Genomic DNA, 19,752 nt, shown 5'->3' on the forward strand with positions numbered 1-19,752 from the left:
CGCCTGGCTAGACGGCAGTGCTCGGCCGTCGCGACGGCGGGCGCGGTTAGGCTGACCGCATGCTCAGCCAGCTGCCCCCTCGCGTGTGGCGCGGGAGGACGCCCGGCGGCTGGGCGGCCCTCGTCGCCGGCCTGATCGTCGGCGTCCCTGTCGCGCTCGTGGCGGGGCTGGCGCTGCTCGCGCTCGGTGTCGCCGCGGTCGTCGTCGGAGCCGTGGTCGCCCTCCTGGCGCTCGCCGCCGAATGGGCCTGGTACGCCGTGCAGCGCGCGTCGCGCGTGCGGTACCCGTTCCCCGTGCCGGCGCCGCGCCGCCGCCGCGCCAGGCGCACCGCCCTGAGCGCGCTCTACCTCGCGGCCGCGCCCCGGCTGACCGGCGGGCTGGCCAGGGTCGCCGGCTGGGTGCTCGGGCCGGTCGCCCTCCTGATCGGGCTGGTCGGGATCGTGCTTCCGCGCTGGCGCGCCCAGCCCTACCTCGCCGTCTTCACCCTCCCGGCGCTGCTGCGCAAGACGGTCGCGCTCGGGCGCAGGCGCGGGCTGCTGCGCGACGGGCACGACGCGGTGCTGCTCGGCTACGACGACCTCCTGGAGCGACGGTTCCCGCTCCTGCACGACTTCCTGACCTGGTGGGGCGACCCGGCGCGCGGGGACGACTACACGCCGACGCCCGGCCTCCCCGACGTGCCGGCCGGCCTGCTCGGCCTGGAGCTCGGCCCGTCCCCCGACCCGCTCGGCCAGCCAGGGCTGGCCGCCGGGGCGATGCGGCGCCGGTCCGTGCACACGCTCCGCGACCTGCTGCTCAGCCAGCGCGAGATCGACGACCTCTGCGATCCCGACCTGGACGAGCGCATCGACACCGCGGTCATCCGGTTGGTCGAGCGCGAACACGAGGGCGTCCGGCACTGGATCGTGCAGTTCCCGAGCACCAAGTCCTGGAGCCCGCGGCCCGGCATCGCGCCCAACGACCTGACCGCGGACCTCGTCATCGGCGCTGAGCACGAGGCCACCATCACCCGGGCGGCGCTGGAAGCGATGCGGGAGGCCGGCATCCGATCGGGCGAGCCCGTCGTGCTGGCGGGGTTCAGCCTCGGCGGGATGATCGCCTCCCAGGTCGCGGTGCGTGCGCACGCCGCGGGGTTCGCGGTGACGCACCTGGTCGTCGCCGGCACGCCGCTCGGCCGCCTGCCCATCCCTGCCGGCATCCGCACCCTGGCCATCGAGCACGTGCTCGACCTCGTCCCGCGCATCGACGGCAGGGAGAACCCGGTGCGGCTTGACCTCGACGGCGCGCGGGTGCTGGTCACCGTCAAGGCCGGACCGGCGCTCGCGCCCGGCTTCCGGCTCGGCGCGCTGCACCAGGCGATCGCGTACGCGGACACCGCCGGCGCGATCGAGACCGACCCGCCGAGTGACGCCGTTGCCGCGCTCCTGGGCGAGCTGCGGCCGTTCTTCGGCCCGGGGCAGCGCGTCCACGACCGCTCGGCGCTCCGGGCGGGGAGCCTGACGGCGCAGCCCGCCGTGCCGCTGTACCTGCACAGCACCGTGGACGAAGGCATCACGCGCGGCGCGCTCCGGCAGTCGCTGCGCCGGCTCGCGGGCGTCTACGCGGTGGACGTGTACCAGTCGCGCGGCGGACTCGCGACGACGATCCTGTGGAGCGCGGACGTGCTGGTCCGCGCGCTCAGACCCTGGCTCGCCCCGACCAGGCGCGCGGCGATCTACCGCGGCCTCCTGTCGCTCCTCGGCCGGCGGCGCGCGGTCGGCATCCACCTGCGCCTGCAGGCCCGCGAGACGCCGGGGCTGACGTGGGAGGCCACGCTCCAGCGGATGCCGGACGGGCGCTGGCGGGAGACCATTGACGTCGTCGTGGACGATCGCGCCAGGCCGGAGGACGTGTCCCGGCTGTTCCCGGAGGGCGTGAGGACGCGGGTGGTCATGCACCGGCCGGACGCGTTCGAGCCGGTGCTCGACGCCGCCGGGGTGTGATCGCGTCGTACGATCGGCGGGACGGTCCACCGCGGAGGGTGCGATCGAGGGGCGAGGAGGGGACATGGGACGCGAGACGTTTTGGGCCGAGGACCCCGACCCGCTGCTGCGGGTCGGCGAACGCTTCCTGCTCGCCGGCAGCGACACCGCGGGGACGCCGGGATTCGACGGACGCAAGAAGGACGGCGCGGAGGCGCTCGCCGAGGGCGCTTCGATCCTCGCCGACCTCCAGGAACGCCTGTTCGCGGCCGGGACACTCGGCGACCGGCGCAGCGTGCTGCTCGTCCTGCAGGCGATGGACACGGCGGGCAAGGGCGGCATCGTCACCCACGTCGTCGGGCAGATGAACCTCGGCGGCGTGCGTTACGCGGGCTTCAAGAAGCCGACGCAGGTGGAGCTCGCCCACGACTTCCTCTGGCGGATCTGGAGCCACGTGCCTGCGGCGGGCGAGGTCGGCGTCTTCGACCGGTCGCACTACGAGGACGTCCTCATCGGCCGGGTCCGCAAGCTCGCGCCCGAGGAGGAGATCGAGCGTCGCTACGGCGCGATCAACGAGTTCGAGCTGGAGCTCGCGGAGTCGGGGACGACGATCGTCAAGGTGATGCTGAACCTGGGCAAGGACGAGCAGAAGAAGCGCCTCGGCGACCGGTTGAAGCGCGTCGACAAGCAGTGGAAGTACACGACGGGTGACGTGGACGAGCGGCTGCTCTGGGACAGCTACCAGGACGCGTACCAGCTCGTCTTCGACCGCACGTCGACGGCGTACGCGCCCTGGTACGTCGTGCCGGCCGACCGCAAGTGGTACGCGCGGCTCGCGGTCCAGCACCTCCTCATCCACGCCCTGGAGGAGCTGGAGCTGGAGTGGCCGGCGCCGGACTACGACGTGCAGGTCGAGAAGGCGCGGCTGGCGGCGAGCTAGCGGTCGGGCGTCGGGCGCGGTCAGCCGAAGGCTTCGACGATCGGCCGGAACTTCATGGTCGTCTCCGCGTACTCCTTGGCGGGGTCGGAGTCGGCCACGATGCCCGCGCCCGCGTAGGCGGTGAGATCGCCGGTCTCGGCGAGCTGTGCGCAGCGGAGGGCGATCGCCCACTCGCCGTCGCCGTCCCCGCCGACCCAGCCGACCGGTCCGGCGTACCGCCCGCGGTCGAACGGCTCCAGCTCGCGGATCAGCGCGAGCGCCTCCGGTGTCGGCGTCCCGGCGACGGCGGCCGTCGGGTGGAGCGCGTCCGCGAGGTCGAGCGAGCTCGACCCGTCGCTGAGCGTGCCCGCGATATCGGTCGCGAGGTGCCAGAGGTTCGGCAGCTTGAGCGTGAACGGCTCGTCGCTCGCCCCGAGGTCCGCGCTGTGCGGGCGGAGCGCGTCGAGCACGCTGGACACGGCGAAGCGGTGCTCGTCCTGGTCCTTGGTGGAACCCGCGAGGGCCAGCGCCGAATCGCGGTCGCTCTCGGCGTCGCGGCCGCGGGACATCGTGCCGGCGAGCACGCGGGCGGTCACCGTGCCGTGGTGCACGCGCACCAGCGTCTCGGGGGAGGACCCCACGAGCCCGTCGACGGCGAACGTCCAGCAGTCGGGGTAGCCGAGGGCCAGCTCCACGAGCGCGCGTCGCACGTCCGACTCGAGCGGCAGGTGCGCCGACAGCTCCCTGGCCAGGACCACCTTGGAGAGGTCGTGCTCGCGGATCCGCTCCACCGCCGTCGCGACGGCGGACTCGTAGCCGCCCTCGTCCAGTCCGGCGGGGAGGAGGCTGAGCCGGTACTCGTCCCCGAAGGCGATCGGCCGCGGGAGGTCCCGCGCCGTGCCGCGCTGCGTCCGCGGGTCGGCCGCGTTCGCTTCCGCGGGGGAATCGTCCACACGGGTGATCCGCGTGATCCAGCTCCGGCCGCCGCGGCGCCCGAGGACGGTCTGCGGCACGATCAGGACGCTCGTTGCCGAGCTCTCGTCGTCGAACGCGAAGGTCCCGAACGCCACCAGCCCGGTGCCCGGCGTGCGTACGTCGTCCGAGACGGTGGCCGCCTGGACGGTCGTCCGCCACGCGTCCGATGCCTGCCGGATGCGGTCCGGCCCGCGGAACTCCAGCCGCAGCGCCTCCCCGATGCCGGCGATTCCCTCGCCTTTGCGGATCCACACGAGGGGGCGGCGGGAGTCGAGGAAGGGAACGAGATGCCGGACGTCGTCGAGGGGGGTGGTCTCGACCGACAGGGCGGTCACGCCCGTAGCCCGGCGGGTGGTCGAGGGTGCGGTCACCGGACCAGCCTACGCCCGGGCCGCTGGGCGCCGGATGCGCGGCGGCTGGGCGTTGGCCCGGTGCGGGAGCCGCTGTGCGGCGCCCCGAAATGCACGGCATCTCGGCGCAGCCTAAGCTGGGGGGGTGAGTAAGGCCGACCTCAGCAAGCAGCCCTCCCAGGTCGCCGCCATGTTCGATGAGGTGTCGACCCACTACGACCGGACCAACACCGTCCTCTCGATGGGCAACGCGACGCTGTGGCGGCTGGCGACGACCCGAGCCGTCGGGCCGCGCGCCGGCGAGACGATCCTGGACGTCGCGGCAGGAACCGGCACCTCCAGTGCGTCCCTGGCGCGCAACGGGGCCAGCGTGGTCGCCGCCGATTTCTCGGAGGGGATGATCGAGGTCGGCCGGCGCAGGCAGGCGGGCAACCCGTTCGTCACATTCGTGCAGGCGGACGCCACGAAGCTTCCCTTCGACGACGACACGTTCGACGCGGTCACGATCTCGTTCGGCTTGCGCAACATCGTCGACCCGCGGGCGGCGCTCGCCGAGTTCTACCGGGTGACCAAGCCGGGCGGCCGGGTCGTGGTGTGCGAGTTCTCCCAGCCTCCGGTGGCCGCGATCCGTGCGGGCTACGGCGCATACCTGCGCTACGGAATGCCCGTGCTGGCCCGCGTCGCGAGCTCGAACCCCGCGGCGTACGAGTACCTGATGGAGTCCATCGAGGCCTGGCCGAACCAGCCGGCGCTGGCGGCCTGGATGCGCGAGGCCGGCTTCGAGCGCGTGGCCTGGCGCAACCTGACCGCGGGGATCGTGGCGCTCCACCGCGGGTGGAAGCCCGTGGAGGTGGCGAAGCCGGCCCCGAAGAAGCCAGCGGCCAAGAAGCCTGCGGCGAACAAGCCCGCAGCGAAGAAGCCTGCGGCGAAGAAGCCCGCAGCGACGAAGCCCACGACCGCCGTCCCATCCGAGGGGGAGTAAGTGCCACGTAGCGTTCCGGTGGTGCGGCGACCCGCGTCGCTCAGCAGCCAGCTCGGCCTGACCGAGCGGATCTTCGTCCGCGGCGAGGACCGCCAGGTCGCGAACGCCGTCGACGACGGCCTCGCGCTGGTCGAGGAGGCGCTGCACCGCGAGATGCGCTTCGCCGACAACCTCGCCGACGTCACCACGCGGTACCTCCTGGAGGCCGGCGGCAAGCGCGTCCGCCCGATGCTCACGCTCCTCACCGCGCAGCTCGGCGACGGCAACACCCCGCGCGTGCTCCAGGCCGCGCAGGCGGTCGAGATCACCCACCTCGCCTCCCTGTACCACGACGACGTCATGGACGACTCGCAGATGCGGCGCGGTGTGCCGACGGCGCAGTTCGTCTGGGGCAACTCCGTCGCCGTCCTCACCGGCGACCTCCTGTTCGCCCGGGCCAGCAAGCTCGTCTCCGCGCTGGGCGAGCGCGCCATCCAGCTCCAGGCCGACACGTTCGAGCGGCTGTGCCTCGGCCAGCTGCACGAGACCATCGGGCCGCAGGACGGCGAGGACCCGATCGCCCACTACATCCGGGTGCTGGAGGACAAGACCGGCTCGCTCATCGCCGTGGCCGCCCAGATGGGCGTGGCGTTCTCGAACGCCGACACCGCGTACGAGCAGCCCGTCGTGACCTTCGGTGAGAAGATCGGCGTTGCGTTCCAACTCATCGATGACGTCATCGACCTCTCCTCCGTCGGCGTCGCCGAGACCGGCAAGACCCCGGGCAACGACCTCCGCGCCGGCGTCGCCACCCTCCCCGTGCTGAAGCTGCGGGAGCGCGCCGACACCGACCCCGAGGCGCGCGCCCTGCTCGAGCGGCTCGAGCGCGACGTCATGGGCACGGCCGAGGAGGGCGAGATCACCCCGGAGGCCACCGCGGCCATCGCCGCGCTCCGGGAGCACCCGGTCACGGCGGACACACTCGAGGAGGCGCACCGCTGGGCCCGGGAGGCCGTGGAGGCGCTGGAGCCCCTGCCCGACGGCCCCGTGAAGAAGGCGCTCGTGCGGTTCTCCGACACGATCGTCGAACGTTCGAGCTGAGCACGAAGGAATCAACGCATGACCAAACTGCGACTGGCGATCGTCGGCGCCGGCCCGGCCGGGATCTACGCCGCTGACATCCTGCTCAAGGCGGAGCGCGGCTTCGACGTCTCGATCGACCTGTTCGAGGCCCTGCCGGCGCCGTACGGGCTGGTGCGCTACGGCGTCGCCCCGGACCACCCGCGCATCAAGGGCATCATCACCGCGCTGCGCGAGGTGCTCGACCGCGGCGACATCCGCATCTTCGGCAACGTCACCTACGGCGTCGACATCACGCTCGACGACCTGAAGCGCCACTACAACGCGGTGATCTTCGCCACCGGCGCGGTGCACGACTCCGACCTCGACATCCCGGGCATCGACCTCGGCGGCTCGTACGGCGCGGCCGACTTCGTGAGCTGGTTCGACGGCCACCCCGACGTACCGCGCACCTGGCCGCTGGAGGCGAAGTCCGTCGCGGTCATCGGCAACGGCAACGTCGCGCTCGACGTGTCCCGCATCCTGGCGAAGCACGCCGAGGACCTGCTGCCGACCGAGATCCCGGACAACGTCTACGAGATCCTGAAGAGCTCGCCGGTGACCGACGTGCACGTCTTCGGGCGCCGCGGCCCGGCGCAGGTGAAGTTCACGCCGCTGGAGCTGCGCGAGCTCGGCGAGCTGCGCGATGTCGACATGATCCTCTACGACGAGGACTTCGAGTACGACGAGCACTCCAAGGACGCGATCGCGAGCAACAAGCAGGTGCTGGTCATCGACCGCGTGCTGCAGCAGTGGCGGCAGCGCGAGGTGGGCGCGGCCTCCCGGCGCCTGCACCTGCACTTCTACGCCAAGCCGCTGGAGGTGCTCGCCGACGAGGACGGGAACGTGCGGGCGTACCGCTACGAGCGCACCGAGTCGGACGGCGCCGGCGGTGTGCGCGGCACCGGCGAGATCCGGGAGCTGGAGATCCAGGCGATCTACCGCGCGGTCGGCTATTTCGGGTCGCCGCTGCCCGGCATCCCGTTCGACAAGAAGCACGGCGTGATCCCGAACCACGAGGGCCAGGTGCTGCGCAACCGCGACAACGAGCGGATGTACGGCGTGTATGCGACGGGGTGGATCAAGCGGGGCCCGGTGGGCCTCATCGGTCACACGAAGTCGGATGCGATGGAGACGATCAAGCATGTGATCAACGATCAGGGCAACTGGTGGTCTCCCGCTTCCCCCTCCGAGGAATCTGTGGAGAACCTGCTGCGCGAGCGAGGTGTGGAGTACACGAACCTGAACGGCTGGCACAACCTCGACGCGCACGAGCAGGCGCTCGGCGCCGAGCGCGGCCGCGCCCGGATCAAGGTCGTCCCGCGCGAGGACATGCTGCGCGCGTCGAATGGCGCCGCGGTGGAGGCGACGGCGGCGGAGTAGACCCTCGCCTCCGGCCGCCCCGATCTGGCACGCTGGAGGCATGGTCGGCCCAGTGGAGTGGCGCCCCGACGTGCTCGGCGCCGGGTTCCAGCAGGCGACGCTCCCGCTCGGCCACGACGCCGAGGGCGAGGTCGTCGCGACCCTCGTGCGCTACGAGCCGTGGCCGCACCTGGCCGACCTCCGGCCCGGCCGTCCCGCCGACGAGACCGACGTGCTGTACGTGCACGGCTGGTCGGACTACTTCTTCCAGACCGGGCTCGCGCGGTTCTGGCACGACCAGGGCGCGCGGTTCTTCGCGCTGGACCTGCGCAAGTACGGCCGCAGCCTCCGCCCCGGCCAGACTCCCGGTTTCATCGACTCGCTGGACACCTACGACGCCGACATCGACGCGGCGCTCCGGGCAATGGGCCACGAGGAGGGCGAGCGCCCGCACCGCCGGCTGATCCTGCTCGGCCACTCGACGGGAGGCCTCACCCTGAGCCTGTGGGCGGACCGACACCCCGGCCGGGCGTCGGCGCTCGTGCTCAACAGCCCGTGGCTGGAGTTCCAGGCGCACTCGGCCGGCCGGGCGATGCTCGCGCCGCTGGTCGACCTCCAGTCCCGGCTCGAACCGAAGGCCGCGATGCCGAACGTGGACCTCGGCTTCTACACGCGGTCGGTGTCGCGGACGCTGGACGGCGAGTGGGACTACGACCTGACCTGGCGTCCGGTGCGCGGCTTCGCGGTGCACCCCGCCTGGCTCACGGCCATCCTCGCCGGGCACACCCGCGTCGCGGCCGGGCTCTCCATCGAGGTCCCGGTGCTCACGCTGCTGTCGGCCCGCTCGACGCTGCTGCCGTACTGGACGACGGACATGCTGAGCTCGGACGTGGTGCTGCTGGTGCAGGACATCGCGGTGCGCGCACTGCGGCTCGCGCCGACCGTGACGGTGGCGCGCATCGACGGCGCGCTGCACGACGTGTTCCTGTCGCAGGAGCAGGCGCGCGAGGCGGCCTACGGGCAGGTCGCCCGCTGGCTGCGCGGAGCGCTCAGCGGAAGTTCACGAACTGCAGGGCCACGTCCAGGTCGGCGCCCTTCAAGAGGGCCATTGTCGCCTGGAGGTCGTCCCGGCTCTTTGAGCTGACCCGGAGCTCGTCGCCCTGGATCTGCGACTTGACGCTCTTGGGCGCCTCGTCGCGGATCAGCTTGTTGATCTTCTTGGCGGCGTCCTGCTCGATGCCGTCCTTCAGGCCGACCTCGATGCGGAACTCCTTGCCCGACGGATACGGCTTGCCGGTGTCGAGCGACTTGAGGGTGATGCCGCGCTTGATGAACTTGGACTCGAGGACTTCGAGCACCGCCTTGACGCGCTCCTCGGTGTTGCCCTTGAGCAGCACCTTCTCGCCGCTCCACTCGACCGAGGCACCGACGTTCTTGAAGTCGTAGCGCTGCTCGACCTCCTTGCGGGCCTGGTTGACGGCGTTGTCCGCCTCCATCTTGTCGACCTTGCTGACGACGTCGAACGAGGAGTCTGCCACTGTACTGTTCCTTCCCGCGCAGGTGTCCGGCGATCGGAGCGGGCCGGACGGCATCCAGTCTACGGGCGGTGCGCGTCGCGCGCGGTGGTCAGGCCGTCTGCTGGAGCTCGGCGAAGTAGGTGACGTGGCAGCCGTCACCGTTGCACTCGACGCAGAGGGCGACCTCCTCGGAGTGCTGCCGGGGGTCGGCGCCGGTCCCGTCGCATCGTTCGCAGATCTCCAACGTTCTCATGCCCCCGATTGTGCGCGCGGCCACCGACATCGGCGGCAGGCGTCGGGGAGTGTCGCGAAGTCGTGGGCGTCCGGGCGAATTCTGCTGTGGGCGGAATCGGAAAATCGGATCGGCGCGGACCCGGGCCTCCGGCTTAGGCTTCAGGCATGTTGATGCGGCACGCGATCGGCTCCGTGCTCCGCCGCTTGCGGACGGAGCGGGGCGCGACGCTGCGCGAGCTCTCCGAGACATCGCGCATCAGCATCCCGTACCTGTCGGAGATCGAACGCGGCCGCAAGGAGGCGTCATCCGAGATCCTCGCGGCACTGTGCCGCGTGCTCGACGTGACGGAGGGGGAGCTGCTGTCGGAGGTGGTGGCGGAGTTCGCCCGCGTCGAGGTGCTGAGCCTGGTCCCGGAGCGGGTCCACGGGGCGACGATGGCGGACGAGCACGCGGTGTCCGACGTCGTGCAGCCGGTGCTGCTGGCCGCCTGAGCCTCCCGCGGGCTTTGCCCTTCAGTTCGCGAGCGCCCGCGTCGAGCCGATGACCTCGTCCACGAAGCCGTAGTCCCTGGCCTCGTCGGCGGTGAACCAGCGGTCGCGGTCACCGTCCTCGATGATCTGCTCGACGGTCTTGCCGGTCTGCTCGCTGGTCAGCTCCGCCATCCTGCGCTTGAAGTGCAGGATCTGCTTCGCCTGGGTCCGGATGTCCGCACTCGTGCCGCCGAAGCCTCCATGCGGCTGGTGCATCACGATGGACGAGTTCGGGAGCGCATACCGCTTGCCCGGCGCGCCGGACGACAGCAGGAACTGCCCCATCGAGGCCGCGAAGCCGAGCGCGACGGTCGCCACGTCGGCGCGGACGAAGTTCATCGTGTCGTAGACGGCGAACCCCGCGGTGATGGAGCCGCCCGGCGAGTTGATGTAGAGGAAGATGTCGCGATCGGAGGCGATGGAGTCGAGCAGCAGGAGCTGCGCGCAGACCTCGCCAGCCGACTCGTCGTTCACTTCGGTGCCGAGGAACACGATGCGCTCCTCGAGCAGCCGCTGCACGGGGGAGAAGGTCTCAGGAGTGGTCATGGCGTCATCCTGCGACCGGGGGTCGCCCTTTGTCGCGCGGTTCTGCCGTGTGCGAATTCGCGGGAGGCAGACGTGCGGCTCCTGGCGGTGGTCCGGCCGATTTCGTGAGACGGCGCGCGCCGAGTATTCTTACATGGCGCCTTTGCGGCGCGCTCATGGCGAGTTACCCAAGCGGCCAAAGGGATCTGACTGTAAATCAGCCGGCGTAGCCTTCGGGGGTTCGAATCCCTCACTCGCCACCCATGTGAAAGAGCCCGGCCGTATCGGCTGGGCTCTTTCGTTTCGGTCCGACGCCGAGAAGCCTCCGCGGTGCGGCGGTGTGCCAGGCTTGCCCCATGCCCACCCCCAACGAACTGCTCGAGATCGCCACCACCGTCGCGCGTCGCGCGGCCGCTCTCGCGTTGCAGCGGCGGCGGGACGGGGTGGAGATCGCGGCCTCCAAGTCGACCATCACCGACATCGTCACGCGCGCCGACCGGGAGGCCGAGGACCTGATCCGCGGCGCGCTGGAGGCGTCGCGGCCGCGGGACGGGTTCCTCGGGGAGGAGTCCGGCGGCGAGCGGGGGAGCAGCGGGCTCACCTGGGTGGTCGACCCGATCGACGGGACGGTCAACTACTTCTACGACATCCCGGCGTGGGCGGTCAGCGTCGCCGTCGTGGAGGGCGACCCCGATCCGGCGACGTGGCGGACGCTCGCCGGGGCGGTCGTGAATCCGTCGACCGGGGAGGTGTTCACAGCGGCGGCGGGAGGTGGCGCGCGGTTGAACGGCGAGCCGATCCGGGTCAATGAGGGGGTGGAGTTGCCGCTTGCGCTCGTCGGGACCGGGTTCGGGTACGACCCGGAGATCCGGCGCAAGCAGGCGGCCTTCGTGACCGAGCTGATCCCGCAGGTTCGCGACGTCCGGCGGATCGGGGCGGCCTCCCTCGACCTGTGCTCCGTCGCGTGCGGGCGGCTCGATGCCTACTACGAGCGCGGGCTGAACCCGTGGGATCACGCGGCCGGGGCGCTCATCGCGCAGGAGGCGGGGGCGACGGTCGGCGGGCTGGACGGCGCTCCGGCCGGCAAGGCTCTGTTGCTCGCGGCGGCGCCCGGCCTGTATGCGCAACTCGACCCGCTGGTGCAGGCGTACTACCAACGCTGGGAGTAACCGGCCGGCCTCCGAGTGGTGAGGCAGTTACCGTTTCGTTATATTGGGTCGGGTGCCCCAGACCCTGACCCGCCGCGAGCTCCGGCAGCGTGAGCAGGCGGCCCAGCGGGCACGCGAGCCGCGCTTCGGCCGCGGGGTGAGCACGCTTGCGATGCTCTCGGTCCTCGGGATCGCGGTCGCGACCACGGTCCCGGCGATGGCGCTCCTGACCGAGGACCAGGTCCGCGCGCGCACCGCCTCTGCCCCGTTCTCCAGCGCTCCGGCGTCGGAGCGGGAGGTCCAGGCGCTCGACAGCATCGCTCCGGGCGAGCGGGAGGCCATCGTCCGCGACGGCGGGGCCGCGACCTCCGGCGACCAGCTCGCCGCGCTGCGCTCGATGCGGATCGCGGACACCTTCCGCAACAACCCGGCTGGCGCCATCCAGTGGCCGTTCCCGGTCGGCGTGCCGATCACCTCCGGGTTCGGGCCGCGCGCCGCGCCGACCGAGGGCGCCTCCACCAACCACCTCGGGGTGGACTTCGCGCCGGGTGACGGCGTGCCCATCCAGATCATCGCCGACGGCGTGGTTAGGGAGGTCGTGACCGGCGACCGCGGCGGCTGCGGCGTGAACGTCACGATCGACCACCTGATCGACGGGCGGCTGGTCAGCAGCAAGTACTGCCACATGCAGACGGGGTCGGTGCGGGTCGCCGAGGGTCAGCGGGTGCGGGTGGCCGACATCGTGGGCAGGGTGGGGAACACCGGAGTCTCGACGGGGGCGCACCTGCACTTCGAGATCCGGCTGGACGGCACAGAGCCGGTCGATCCTGTTGTGTGGTTGAAGGCCAACGCGAGCTGAGGGGCCGTTGTGAACGGAGGAGATCCGAGCCGACACGCCGGCTGGGGGCAGCTGACGGAGGAGACCCGGGCCTGATCGGGGTGGGTCTCCTCCGTTGGCGACCGTGGTCAGATGAGCCAGGCGGTGGTGTCCTGCGGGAGCATGCCGTCAGCGAGCGGGCCGCTGGCCAGGATGACGGTGCCCTCGGGCAGGGGGAGCGGGGCCCTGCCGAAGTTGACGGCGACGGTGACGTTGCCCGAGCGGAACAGCAGCGCGCCCTCGCCGGCGTTCGACCACTGCAGCTCGCCGAAGGCGAGGTCGTGCTCGCGGCGGGCGGCCAGCGCCTCCTGGTACATGGTCAGCGTCGAGCCGGGCACGCCCTCCTGCGACGAGCGGGTGTACTCCGCCCAGGTCGCGGGCTGCGGCAGCCAGCTCTTCGGACCGGGGCCGAAACCGTACGACGGGTCGGCGCCCTCCCACGGGATCGGCACGCGGCAGCCGTCGCGGCCGTAGCGCTCGCCGTTCGTCCGGAACCAGGTGGGGTCCTGGCGGGCGTCGTCGGGGAGGTCGACGGCCTCCGGGAGGCCGAGCTCCTCACCCTGGTACAGGTACGCCGAGCCGGGGAGCGCGAGCATGAGGGCCGTCGCGGCGCGGGCGCGGCGCAGGGCGAAGGCCGGGTCCGGGATGCCGGTCGACTTCGGGCCGATGCCGTGACCCTGCGGGTTGTCGCCTGTCAGCGCCAGCCGGGTGGCGTGCCGGACGACGTCGTGGTTGGAGAGCACCCAGGTGCTCGGGGCGCCGACGCTGCCGAACACGGCGATCGAGCGGTCGATCACCGCGCGGAGCGCGACCGCGTCCCACGGCGTCTCCAGGTAACCGAAGTTGAAGGTCTGCTGCATCTCGTCGGGGCGGACCCAGTTCGCGAGCTTCTCCATCGGCTCCACCCAGGCCTCGCCGCAGAGCACGCGGTCGCCCTCGTACTCGTCGAGGACCGTGTGCCAGTCGCGGTAGATGTCGTGGACGCCGTCCTGCCCGAAGTACGGGGGCGTGACGGGCTCGCCCTCGGCGTGGGCGCTGATCTGCGGCTCCAGCACGATGCCGCCGGTCGTGGTCGCGATCGCGCCGCCGCCCATGCTGCCGGCGTTCGCGGGCGGGGTGTAGTCGGGGAGGCCGGCCTCCTTGATCATGCCGTGGGCGACGTCCACGCGGAAGCCGTCGACGCCGCGGTCGAGCCAGAACCGCAGCACGCCGCGGAACTGCTCCCGCACCCAGGGGTTCTCCCAGTCGAAGTCGGGCTGCGACTTGTCGAACAGGTGGAGGTACCACTGGCCGGGGGTGCCGTCGGCCTCGGTGACGCGGGTCCAGGCCGGGCCGCCGAAGATGGACTCCCAGTTGTTGGGAGCCTCGTCGCCGTTCACGCCCGTGCCGTCGCGGAACAGGTAGCGGGCGCGCTCTGCACTGCCCGGAGCCGAGGCGAGGGCCTCCTGGAACCAGGCGTGGTCGCTCGACGAGTGGTTGGGGACGATGTCGATGATGACGCGCAGCCCGAGGCCGTGCGCTGCCTGCAGCATCGCGTCGAAGTCGGCGAGCGTGCCGAAGCTGGGGTCGACGTCGCGGTAGTCGGCCACGTCGTAGCCCGCGTCGTTCTGGGGCGACGTGAAGAACGGCGACAGCCACACCGCGTCGACGCCCAGGTCGCGGAGCGCGGGGAGCCGGCTGGTGATGCCGTTGAGGTCGCCCATCCCGTCGCCGTCGGCGTCCGCGAAGGAGCGCGGGTACACCTGGTAGATGACGGCGGAGCGCCACCACTCGCGGCCGGGAGTACTGGGCGAGAGCGTGCGGGAGGATTCGGAAGTAATGGGGATCACCTGTCTTGGCTTCAGGACGGGGTGTCGCTGCGGGCACGCGTGGCGGGAACGATCGGGGGGCGCCGTCGTTCCTCGCACGCCGCCGCTTGCGGCACCGGGATCGGCGCGCCGTCGTCGGCGCTGGCAGCAATGCTAGCCCCCTCGACTGAGTGCGGGCTTGTGTGACGCCGGTCCGCGACGTGAACGGGAGGGGCGTGCGGCTCAGCGCGACGCGGTGCGCCAGTGCGACGGGCGGTGGAGCGCCGCGGGCAGCCGGGTGCTGTCATCCCCTCGTGCCGCGTCGACCTGGGGCTGAGTGAGGTAGATGGCGCGGTCGAGGACGGCGCCGTCGAGCCGGGCGTCGCGGAGGTCGGCGCCGATGAGCTCGGCGGCGGTCAGGTCGGCGTCGCGGAGGTCGGCGCCGATCAGGAGGGCGCCGCGCAGCTCGGCGCCGCGGAGGTCCGCGCCGCGCAGGTCCGCGCCGAGGAGGTCGGCTCCGGGAGAGAGGCGGGAGCGCTTGACGCGGAGCGGGGTGGAGGTGCGGCGGGTCTCGCGGGTGGCTGCATCGCGGGCCGCCTCGCGGGTCAGCCGGGCGGCCTCCCGCAGCAGGGCCGCCGCGGGGGCGCGGAGCTCGTCGACGTCGAGCTCGGGGATGAGCGCTGGGGCCGCGTCGACTGCCTCCGTGACCTCCTCCCAGGAGGCGCGCAACGCGTCGTGGAGGGACGCCGCGGCGGGCATCGCGAGGGCCTCGCGGAGGTACCAGAGCAGCTCGTGGAGCTGGCGGACGATCGGGAACACGGCGAACATCTCGGCGCGGACACCGGCGTCGTCGCGCCATGACCTGCCGCCGAAGGTGTGCCGGGTGACGAGCTGGCCGGCGCCGAAGCAGTCGAACACCGTGCAGCCCTTGAAGCCGCGCTCGCGGAGCTGCGGGTGGATGCGGCAGCCGAAGCCGTCCTCCAGGTTCACGCACTCCTCGCCCGCGGGCTTGTCGAACGCGAAGTCCGCGGAGCGTGCGAAGGCGAGCGCGACGCAGCAGAGCCCCGAGCAGGAGGCGCAGTCGGCGGCGAGGGCGCGCTCGGATGCGAGGGCGGGGGACATTCCTCCACAGTAGGGCCGCCCGTGTGAGCTCTCCACATCTTCGGACACATTCGGAATAGCCACGGAGACCGGGCGTTAGCGTGGAAGGACAGCCACGAAAGGAACACGGAATGACTTCACCGCGCCGCGCCATCGGAACCTCCGACCTCCAGGTCTTCCCTCTCTCACTGGGCGGAAACGTCTTCGGCTGGACGGCCGACCGCGACAGCTCCTTCGCGGTGCTCGACGCCTACACGGCGGCGGGCGGCAACTTCGTGGACACCGCTGACGGCTACTCGGCCTGGGTGCCGGGCAACACCGGCGGCGACTCGGAGCGCATCCTCGGCGAGTGGTTCACGGCCCGCGGCCGGCGCGACGACGTCGTGCTCGCGACCAAGGTCAGCCAGCACCCCGACTTCACGGGCCTGGCCGCCGACAACATCCGCCGCGCCGCCGACGCCTCCCTCGAGCGTCTGCAGAGCGACCACATCGACCTCTACTATGCGCACTTCGACGACCAGTCGGTGCCGCTGGAGGAGACCGTCGCCGCGCTCTCGGGTCTCGTGGACGCGGGCAAGGTCCGCCACATCGCCATCTCGAACTACTCGCCGGAGCGCATCGAGGAGTGGTTCGCGATCACCGAGCGCGAGGGTCTCCACCGTGCGGTCGCCCTCCAGCCGCACTACAACCTGGTCGAGCGCGCCTACGAGGAGAAGTACCGCCCGATCGTCGAGCGCGAGGGCCTCGGAGTGATGCCCTACTTCGCGCTCGCCGCGGGCTTCCTGACCGGCAAGTACCGCGACGGCGTGACCGTCGACAGCCCCCGCGCCGGCGGCGCCGCCAAGTACCTGGACGAGGCCGGACGGAGTGTGCTCGCCGCCCTGGACGAGGTCTCCGCCGCGCACGGCGTCTCCGTCGCGACCACCGCGCTCGCCTGGCTCGCGGCCCAGCCGACCATCACCGCGCCGATCGCGAGTGCCCGCACGCTGGAGCAGCTCCCCGACCTCCTGGCCTCGGTGGACCTCGTGCTGACGGCCGACGAGCTGGACGCGCTCGACGGCGCCTCGGAGGCCGCGAAGGCCGCGTGATCCGGGCGTGATTCGGGCGTGAACTCAGCATGATCCGGGGGTCCGGGTGGTACGAAGCACCCTCGCGAGGATGGTATCCTCGTACGGTTGCCGAAAACGGCCCGGACCCTTCCGGATGCCACGGCTTCGCCCCCTTAGCTCATTGGTAGAGCACTTCCTTGGTAAGGAAGAGGTAGTGGGTCCGATTCCCACAGGGGGCTCCGTCTCCCGGTCGCGACACCGGGAGGCTACGGCGGGGTAGCTCAGGTGGTTAGAGCACACGGCTCATAATCGTGGTGTCGCGGGTTCGAGTCCCGCCCTCGCTACAGACCAGTAAAACACTGGGAACGGCGGCTGTTGAACAGCCGCCGTTTTGTCGTTCGTGGGGCGATTTGCCCACATTTTGCCCACAATTGAATTCGACCGATCTGAATGCGTCGTCATCTCGGGGGTGGCGCTCTCTTCGCCATCGGCAGAGTCCGTGTCGCGACAAGGCGGAGATTTGTCGCCAATCGCTGGAATGATGTGACTACAGCGCACAGTGCGAAGGGTTGGCATGGCAGACACATTCAAGCGCGAGCTACAACTCTCTTTCGCTGATGAGCAGGATTGCTGGAACCTTCTCTCCGGCATCGAATCGCGATCGGTTTCGCGGCTTGAAAGAGATCAGCGAACACGTGTCGATTCCCGACTATCGAGTTAGGGCGGATACGGGGTCAACGTTTGGGCGCGACAGCTTGGATGCGGCTCGATTGTCCTTGCAGGAAAATGACGCTCAGCTCAGCGACGTGACACTTGAGCTGAGGGCAACAAGCGAGCCCAATAGTGAGTGGACATGGATAGCCAAGCTCTGGGTGCACGCGATGCTACGTCACCGCCTAATTGTGATTGAGATCTCTGGGAAGAGCCGGGTCGCTGTCGAGGGGCTTGCTGGGACACTCTCCTCCTTCGTGGAGAGTGTTGCTGATGAGCCCTCGCTCGCCCATTCGAATAGGAACTCAGTAGCTTCCGCAGAGGCTGTAACCCGTGCGACCGTAAACGCAGAGCCTAGGAACGATTCGTCTTCAGTCAGCACGGCTCCTTTGCCTGCCCGATCGTGGTGGGCAGCGACATGGCGCGATCACACCGCAGGTCTCGTCGTCACCGTTGTAGGCGGCGTGCTCGTGATCGCGGTAGCCGTAGCAATCGGTATTGCTCACCCTTGAACATCTAGATCGCTTGGCCGGCGCTTTGATATCAAGTGTGCGCTTCGCTCCAGACGCGGGATATGTGAATCGACGCTTTCTCATCTAGGCGGACCGCCACAGAGTCGAGGTCGTCGTCAAACAGGTCGCTGTACGTATCGAGCGTCATCGCCGCAGAGGCATGTCCGAGCATTCGCTGAACGGCCTTCACGTTCGCGCCCGCGCTGACAGCGAGGGACGCAGCCGTATGACGTAGGTCGTGGATCGTCATTGGTGGTAGATCTGCCGTCACGAGGGCGCGGTCCCACCACGAGTTGACCGTCATGGTGGGAGTCTTTTGGTACTCGCCCCGACCATCGTCGAACACGAGGTCGTCACGCGCCTTGCCTGTGCATGCCGCGGACAGCGGCGCGGACAGGAACTGTGGGTACGGCACGCTGCGACGTTCGTATGTCTTGGGCGTGCCAACCACGATCGATCCGTTCACGTATACGGCGTTTTCCTCGACGGAAAGTCGGCGTCGGCGCGCATCGACATCGCGAACCCGCAGAGCTGACGCTTCGCCCCAACGAAGGCCTGTGTAGGCGAGCGTTGCAACGATCGGGGCGTGTTCCGCGCATGCCACGAGGAGCTCGGCGACCTGTGCGTTGGTCAAGTAAGTGTGCGCGCGAGACCTACGCCTCGGTAGCTTTACGCCCCTCGCAGGATTCGAAGGGATGAGGTGGTCGCGAACAGCGGTGTCGAGAATGCCGGCGAGGATGTCGTGGCTTCTACGAACGATTGTCGGCGACTTCGGCTTCGTGCCTTCTGTCCCATTACTCAGCTCTGTGATCCAAGTCTGGACCTCGCTGTGCCGGATGCTGCCGATCATCGCGTTGCCCCATCGCGGCTGAACGTGCAGTCTCCACGCGGACTCGTAGACATAGGCCGACGACGGTTTCAGGTGGGACCGAGAGGCAAGCCAGGCCGTGCCAAGTCGATCGACGGTCGCGCGGGCGGCGGTGGGGTCGATGTACTCGCCAGTGGCCTTCTTGGTCTCGACAGATGCCAGGAAAAGTTCGGCCTCGCGCTTGGTCCGGAAGCCGCGTTTGTCGGTCTGCGAATGATCGGGCTTGCGGTAGCGAACCCGGTATCGCTTGCCGGCGGCTGACTCGTACGGGGTGATGCTGCCCATGACTACTCCGAATCGTCGTCCTCGCTCGCGACGTCCACGAATCCGCCGGACTCAAGCAGGCCGACCAGCCGGGCGGCCTCCTTCGAGACGGTGTCGATCTGGCGCTTGATGTCCTTGTTCGCCCGGACGAGGTCGGCGTCGCCTGACGCTGACTGCACGTTCATGACGAGGCGAAGTCGCTCGAGTTCGCGTTGGAAGGTCCCGAGCTGTCGCAGCGAGCCGAGCGCCTCGATGTCAACGCGTTCACCGGCCCATCTCGGGCGATACGAACTCAATGGCGTTGCCGAAAGCCAGCAGTCGAACTCGGCGGCCGTCATGTCGGCGAGCTCGTCGTTGAGATTCGGGAGGTCCATTTTCGCGTTCGGCCTGCCGATCGGCGCCAGCAGATACGAGGGCGGGGTGCCTAGCCCGTGGGCGATATTGAGCAGCTGGGTGATGCTGATGTCAGCCTTGCGGCCCGACTCGATGTTCTCGACGACAGCTGCCGTGACATTGCCTCCAGAGAGCGAGTCAGCGAACTCGCGCGCTGTGCGAAATCCTCGCTCCCGACGCGCGAACTTGATCCGTGCGCCCACGTTGTCCTCGATACGGAAGTCAGCCATTTCAACAGCATAGACCACTCCCTATTGTCAAACCAAGGAATGCACGCTATCGTAAATTCCACTGAAACAGTGCTCCTTTCTAGTCGAAATGGAGAAGATGAGATGACTGGAGAATACATTCGGCCCGTAGAGGTGGCCGAGATGACGGGACTGTCCGTCGCCGCGCTGGCACAGCTTCGCTACAAGGGGAAGGGTCCGCGCTACTACAAGCCCACGCCACATCAGGTGGTCTACAAGCCGGCGGAGGTGATCGCATGGGTGGAGGCGAGCGTACAGACCGGGACGGCGGTGCTGATGTGACCGGTTTGCCCATCCCAGACGCGCCGTCCACCCCGGGCGTCATCCGGGACTTCGTGGA

The 19,752-nt window shown here is 70.1% G+C and carries 19 protein-coding genes and 3 tRNA genes; 14 read left to right on the forward strand and 8 right to left on the reverse strand.

The window, feature by feature from the left end:
* The first annotated feature begins 59 nt into the window (after positions 1 to 59).
* Positions 60 to 1,982, forward strand: a complete 1,923-nt coding sequence (locus ACFQ9V_RS06730; RefSeq protein WP_382458395.1) for a hypothetical protein — start codon at positions 60 to 62, stop codon at positions 1,980 to 1,982.
* 64 nt (positions 1,983 to 2,046) lie between these two features.
* Complete coding sequence (locus tag ACFQ9V_RS06735) at positions 2,047 to 2,901, forward strand: PPK2 family polyphosphate kinase (protein WP_382458396.1); 855 nt, start codon at positions 2,047 to 2,049, stop codon at positions 2,899 to 2,901.
* A gap of 20 nt (positions 2,902 to 2,921) precedes the next feature.
* Here the strand turns inward: ACFQ9V_RS06735 and ACFQ9V_RS06740 are convergent, their stop codons facing one another.
* Positions 2,922 to 4,226 carry an isochorismate synthase MenF gene (locus ACFQ9V_RS06740; protein WP_382458397.1) on the reverse strand — a complete coding sequence of 435 codons (1,305 nt, stop codon included), beginning with the start codon at positions 4,224 to 4,226 and terminating at the stop codon, positions 2,922 to 2,924.
* A gap of 124 nt (positions 4,227 to 4,350) precedes the next feature.
* On the opposite strand from ACFQ9V_RS06740, the gene ACFQ9V_RS06745 reads away from it, so the two are divergent.
* Genes ACFQ9V_RS06745 through ACFQ9V_RS06760 form a run of 4 tightly spaced genes read left to right on the forward strand, consistent with a single transcriptional unit; the run spans position 4,351 to position 8,791 of the window.
* Positions 4,351 to 5,187, forward strand: a complete 837-nt coding sequence (locus tag ACFQ9V_RS06745; RefSeq protein WP_382458398.1) for a demethylmenaquinone methyltransferase — start codon at positions 4,351 to 4,353, stop codon at positions 5,185 to 5,187.
* A gap of 21 nt (positions 5,188 to 5,208) precedes the next feature.
* A complete protein-coding gene (locus ACFQ9V_RS06750) occupies positions 5,209 to 6,267 on the forward strand; it encodes a polyprenyl synthetase family protein (protein WP_382458428.1) in 1,059 nt (352 codons plus the stop codon).
* An 18-nt stretch (positions 6,268 to 6,285) separates the two neighbouring features.
* Positions 6,286 to 7,668, forward strand: a complete 1,383-nt coding sequence (locus ACFQ9V_RS06755) for an FAD-dependent oxidoreductase (protein WP_382458399.1) — start codon at positions 6,286 to 6,288, stop codon at positions 7,666 to 7,668.
* Positions 7,669 to 7,708: 40 nt separating this feature from the next.
* Complete coding sequence (locus tag ACFQ9V_RS06760) at positions 7,709 to 8,791, forward strand: alpha/beta hydrolase (protein WP_382458400.1); 1,083 nt, start codon at positions 7,709 to 7,711, stop codon at positions 8,789 to 8,791.
* Here ACFQ9V_RS06760 and ACFQ9V_RS06765 read toward each other — a convergent pair.
* Positions 8,697 to 9,185 (reverse strand): YajQ family cyclic di-GMP-binding protein, encoded by a 489-nt coding sequence (locus tag ACFQ9V_RS06765; RefSeq protein WP_370055954.1) that lies wholly within the window; start codon positions 9,183 to 9,185, stop codon positions 8,697 to 8,699. The two genes, ACFQ9V_RS06760 and ACFQ9V_RS06765, sit on opposite strands and share 95 nt — an antisense overlap.
* Positions 9,186 to 9,273: 88 nt before the next feature.
* On the reverse strand, positions 9,274 to 9,417 hold the full coding sequence (locus ACFQ9V_RS06770; RefSeq protein WP_382458401.1) for a hypothetical protein: 144 nt from the start codon (positions 9,415 to 9,417) through the stop codon (positions 9,274 to 9,276).
* A gap of 146 nt (positions 9,418 to 9,563) precedes the next feature.
* On the opposite strand from ACFQ9V_RS06770, the gene ACFQ9V_RS06775 reads away from it, so the two are divergent.
* The gene (locus ACFQ9V_RS06775; RefSeq protein ID WP_382458402.1) at positions 9,564 to 9,890 is read left to right on the forward strand and encodes a helix-turn-helix domain-containing protein; all 327 of its coding nucleotides are present in this window, start codon (positions 9,564 to 9,566) and stop codon (positions 9,888 to 9,890) included.
* Positions 9,891 to 9,911: 21 nt separating this feature from the next.
* Here ACFQ9V_RS06775 and ACFQ9V_RS06780 read toward each other — a convergent pair whose 3' ends face one another.
* Positions 9,912 to 10,532: an ATP-dependent Clp protease proteolytic subunit gene (locus ACFQ9V_RS06780; protein ID WP_382458429.1), complete on the reverse strand. Its 621-nt coding sequence runs from the start codon at positions 10,530 to 10,532 to the stop codon at positions 9,912 to 9,914.
* Between the two features lie 100 nt (positions 10,533 to 10,632).
* Here ACFQ9V_RS06780 and ACFQ9V_RS06785 point away from each other — a divergent pair.
* The 3 genes from ACFQ9V_RS06785 (at position 10,633) to ACFQ9V_RS06795 (ending at position 12,461) form a co-directional block, all read left to right on the forward strand.
* Positions 10,633 to 10,714: transfer RNA gene (locus tag ACFQ9V_RS06785), tRNA-Tyr, on the forward strand.
* Positions 10,715 to 10,810: 96 nt separating this feature from the next.
* Positions 10,811 to 11,623 (forward strand): inositol monophosphatase family protein, encoded by an 813-nt coding sequence (locus tag ACFQ9V_RS06790; RefSeq protein ID WP_382458403.1) that lies wholly within the window; start codon positions 10,811 to 10,813, stop codon positions 11,621 to 11,623.
* 52 nt (positions 11,624 to 11,675) lie between these two features.
* Positions 11,676 to 12,461 (forward strand): M23 family metallopeptidase, encoded by a 786-nt coding sequence (locus ACFQ9V_RS06795; protein ID WP_382458404.1) that lies wholly within the window; start codon positions 11,676 to 11,678, stop codon positions 12,459 to 12,461.
* Positions 12,462 to 12,568: 107 nt separating this feature from the next.
* Here the strand turns inward: ACFQ9V_RS06795 and ACFQ9V_RS06800 are convergent, their stop codons facing one another.
* Entirely contained in the window at positions 12,569 to 14,305 is a 1,737-nt protein-coding gene (locus tag ACFQ9V_RS06800; RefSeq protein WP_382458430.1) for a glycoside hydrolase family 13 protein, read from the reverse strand.
* Between the two features lie 204 nt (positions 14,306 to 14,509).
* Positions 14,510 to 15,388: a pentapeptide repeat-containing protein gene (locus ACFQ9V_RS06805; RefSeq protein ID WP_382458405.1), complete on the reverse strand. Its 879-nt coding sequence runs from the start codon at positions 15,386 to 15,388 to the stop codon at positions 14,510 to 14,512.
* Positions 15,389 to 15,498: 110 nt separating this feature from the next.
* Between ACFQ9V_RS06805 and ACFQ9V_RS06810 the strand changes: the two genes are divergently transcribed.
* The 3 genes from ACFQ9V_RS06810 to ACFQ9V_RS06820 all read left to right on the forward strand — a co-directional run bounded on the left by ACFQ9V_RS06810 (position 15,499) and on the right by ACFQ9V_RS06820 (position 16,760).
* Positions 15,499 to 16,455 (forward strand): aldo/keto reductase, encoded by a 957-nt coding sequence (locus ACFQ9V_RS06810; RefSeq protein ID WP_382458406.1) that lies wholly within the window; start codon positions 15,499 to 15,501, stop codon positions 16,453 to 16,455.
* A gap of 128 nt (positions 16,456 to 16,583) precedes the next feature.
* A tRNA-Thr gene (locus ACFQ9V_RS06815) sits at positions 16,584 to 16,655 on the forward strand.
* A gap of 31 nt (positions 16,656 to 16,686) precedes the next feature.
* Positions 16,687 to 16,760 (forward strand) — tRNA-Met (locus ACFQ9V_RS06820).
* A 910-nt stretch (positions 16,761 to 17,670) separates the two neighbouring features.
* On the opposite strand, the gene ACFQ9V_RS06825 is transcribed toward ACFQ9V_RS06820, so the two are convergent.
* Both ACFQ9V_RS06825 and ACFQ9V_RS06830 read right to left on the reverse strand, forming a co-directional pair.
* The gene (locus ACFQ9V_RS06825; protein ID WP_382458407.1) at positions 17,671 to 18,792 is read right to left on the reverse strand and encodes a tyrosine-type recombinase/integrase; all 1,122 of its coding nucleotides are present in this window, start codon (positions 18,790 to 18,792) and stop codon (positions 17,671 to 17,673) included.
* A 2-nt stretch (positions 18,793 to 18,794) separates the two neighbouring features.
* Entirely contained in the window at positions 18,795 to 19,394 is a 600-nt protein-coding gene (locus ACFQ9V_RS06830; RefSeq protein WP_382458408.1) for a helix-turn-helix domain-containing protein, read from the reverse strand.
* Between the two features lie 141 nt (positions 19,395 to 19,535).
* Here ACFQ9V_RS06830 and ACFQ9V_RS06835 point away from each other — a divergent pair, with 141 nt between their 5' ends.
* A complete protein-coding gene (locus ACFQ9V_RS06835; protein ID WP_382458431.1) occupies positions 19,536 to 19,694 on the forward strand; it encodes a helix-turn-helix transcriptional regulator in 159 nt (52 codons plus the stop codon).
* Positions 19,695 to 19,752 lie beyond the last annotated feature (58 nt).

This window comes from Leifsonia sp. NPDC056665, assembly GCF_042791795.1.
Lineage (GTDB): Bacteria > Actinomycetota > Actinomycetes > Actinomycetales > Microbacteriaceae > Leifsonia.

Excerpts from the sequence above, each read along its gene's own strand:
- ACFQ9V_RS06790 (WP_382458403.1), top strand. The coding sequence starts at position 10,811 with ATGCCCACCCCCAACGAACTGCTCGAGATCGCCACCACCGTCGCGCGT.
- ACFQ9V_RS06770 (WP_382458401.1), bottom strand. The coding sequence starts at position 9,417 with ATGAGAACGTTGGAGATCTGCGAACGATGCGACGGGACCGGCGCCGAC.
- ACFQ9V_RS06735 (WP_382458396.1), top strand. The coding sequence starts at position 2,047 with ATGGGACGCGAGACGTTTTGGGCCGAGGACCCCGACCCGCTGCTGCGG.
- ACFQ9V_RS06775 (WP_382458402.1), top strand. The coding sequence starts at position 9,564 with ATGTTGATGCGGCACGCGATCGGCTCCGTGCTCCGCCGCTTGCGGACG.
- ACFQ9V_RS06825 (WP_382458407.1), bottom strand. The coding sequence starts at position 18,792 with ATGGGCAGCATCACCCCGTACGAGTCAGCCGCCGGCAAGCGATACCGG.
- ACFQ9V_RS06730 (WP_382458395.1), top strand. The coding sequence starts at position 60 with ATGCTCAGCCAGCTGCCCCCTCGCGTGTGGCGCGGGAGGACGCCCGGC.
- ACFQ9V_RS06760 (WP_382458400.1), top strand. The coding sequence starts at position 7,709 with ATGGTCGGCCCAGTGGAGTGGCGCCCCGACGTGCTCGGCGCCGGGTTC.
- ACFQ9V_RS06810 (WP_382458406.1), top strand. The coding sequence starts at position 15,499 with ATGACTTCACCGCGCCGCGCCATCGGAACCTCCGACCTCCAGGTCTTC.
- ACFQ9V_RS06835 (WP_382458431.1), top strand. The coding sequence starts at position 19,536 with ATGACGGGACTGTCCGTCGCCGCGCTGGCACAGCTTCGCTACAAGGGG.
- ACFQ9V_RS06830 (WP_382458408.1), bottom strand. The coding sequence starts at position 19,394 with ATGGCTGACTTCCGTATCGAGGACAACGTGGGCGCACGGATCAAGTTC.
- ACFQ9V_RS06805 (WP_382458405.1), bottom strand. The coding sequence starts at position 15,388 with ATGTCCCCCGCCCTCGCATCCGAGCGCGCCCTCGCCGCCGACTGCGCC.
- ACFQ9V_RS06755 (WP_382458399.1), top strand. The coding sequence starts at position 6,286 with ATGACCAAACTGCGACTGGCGATCGTCGGCGCCGGCCCGGCCGGGATC.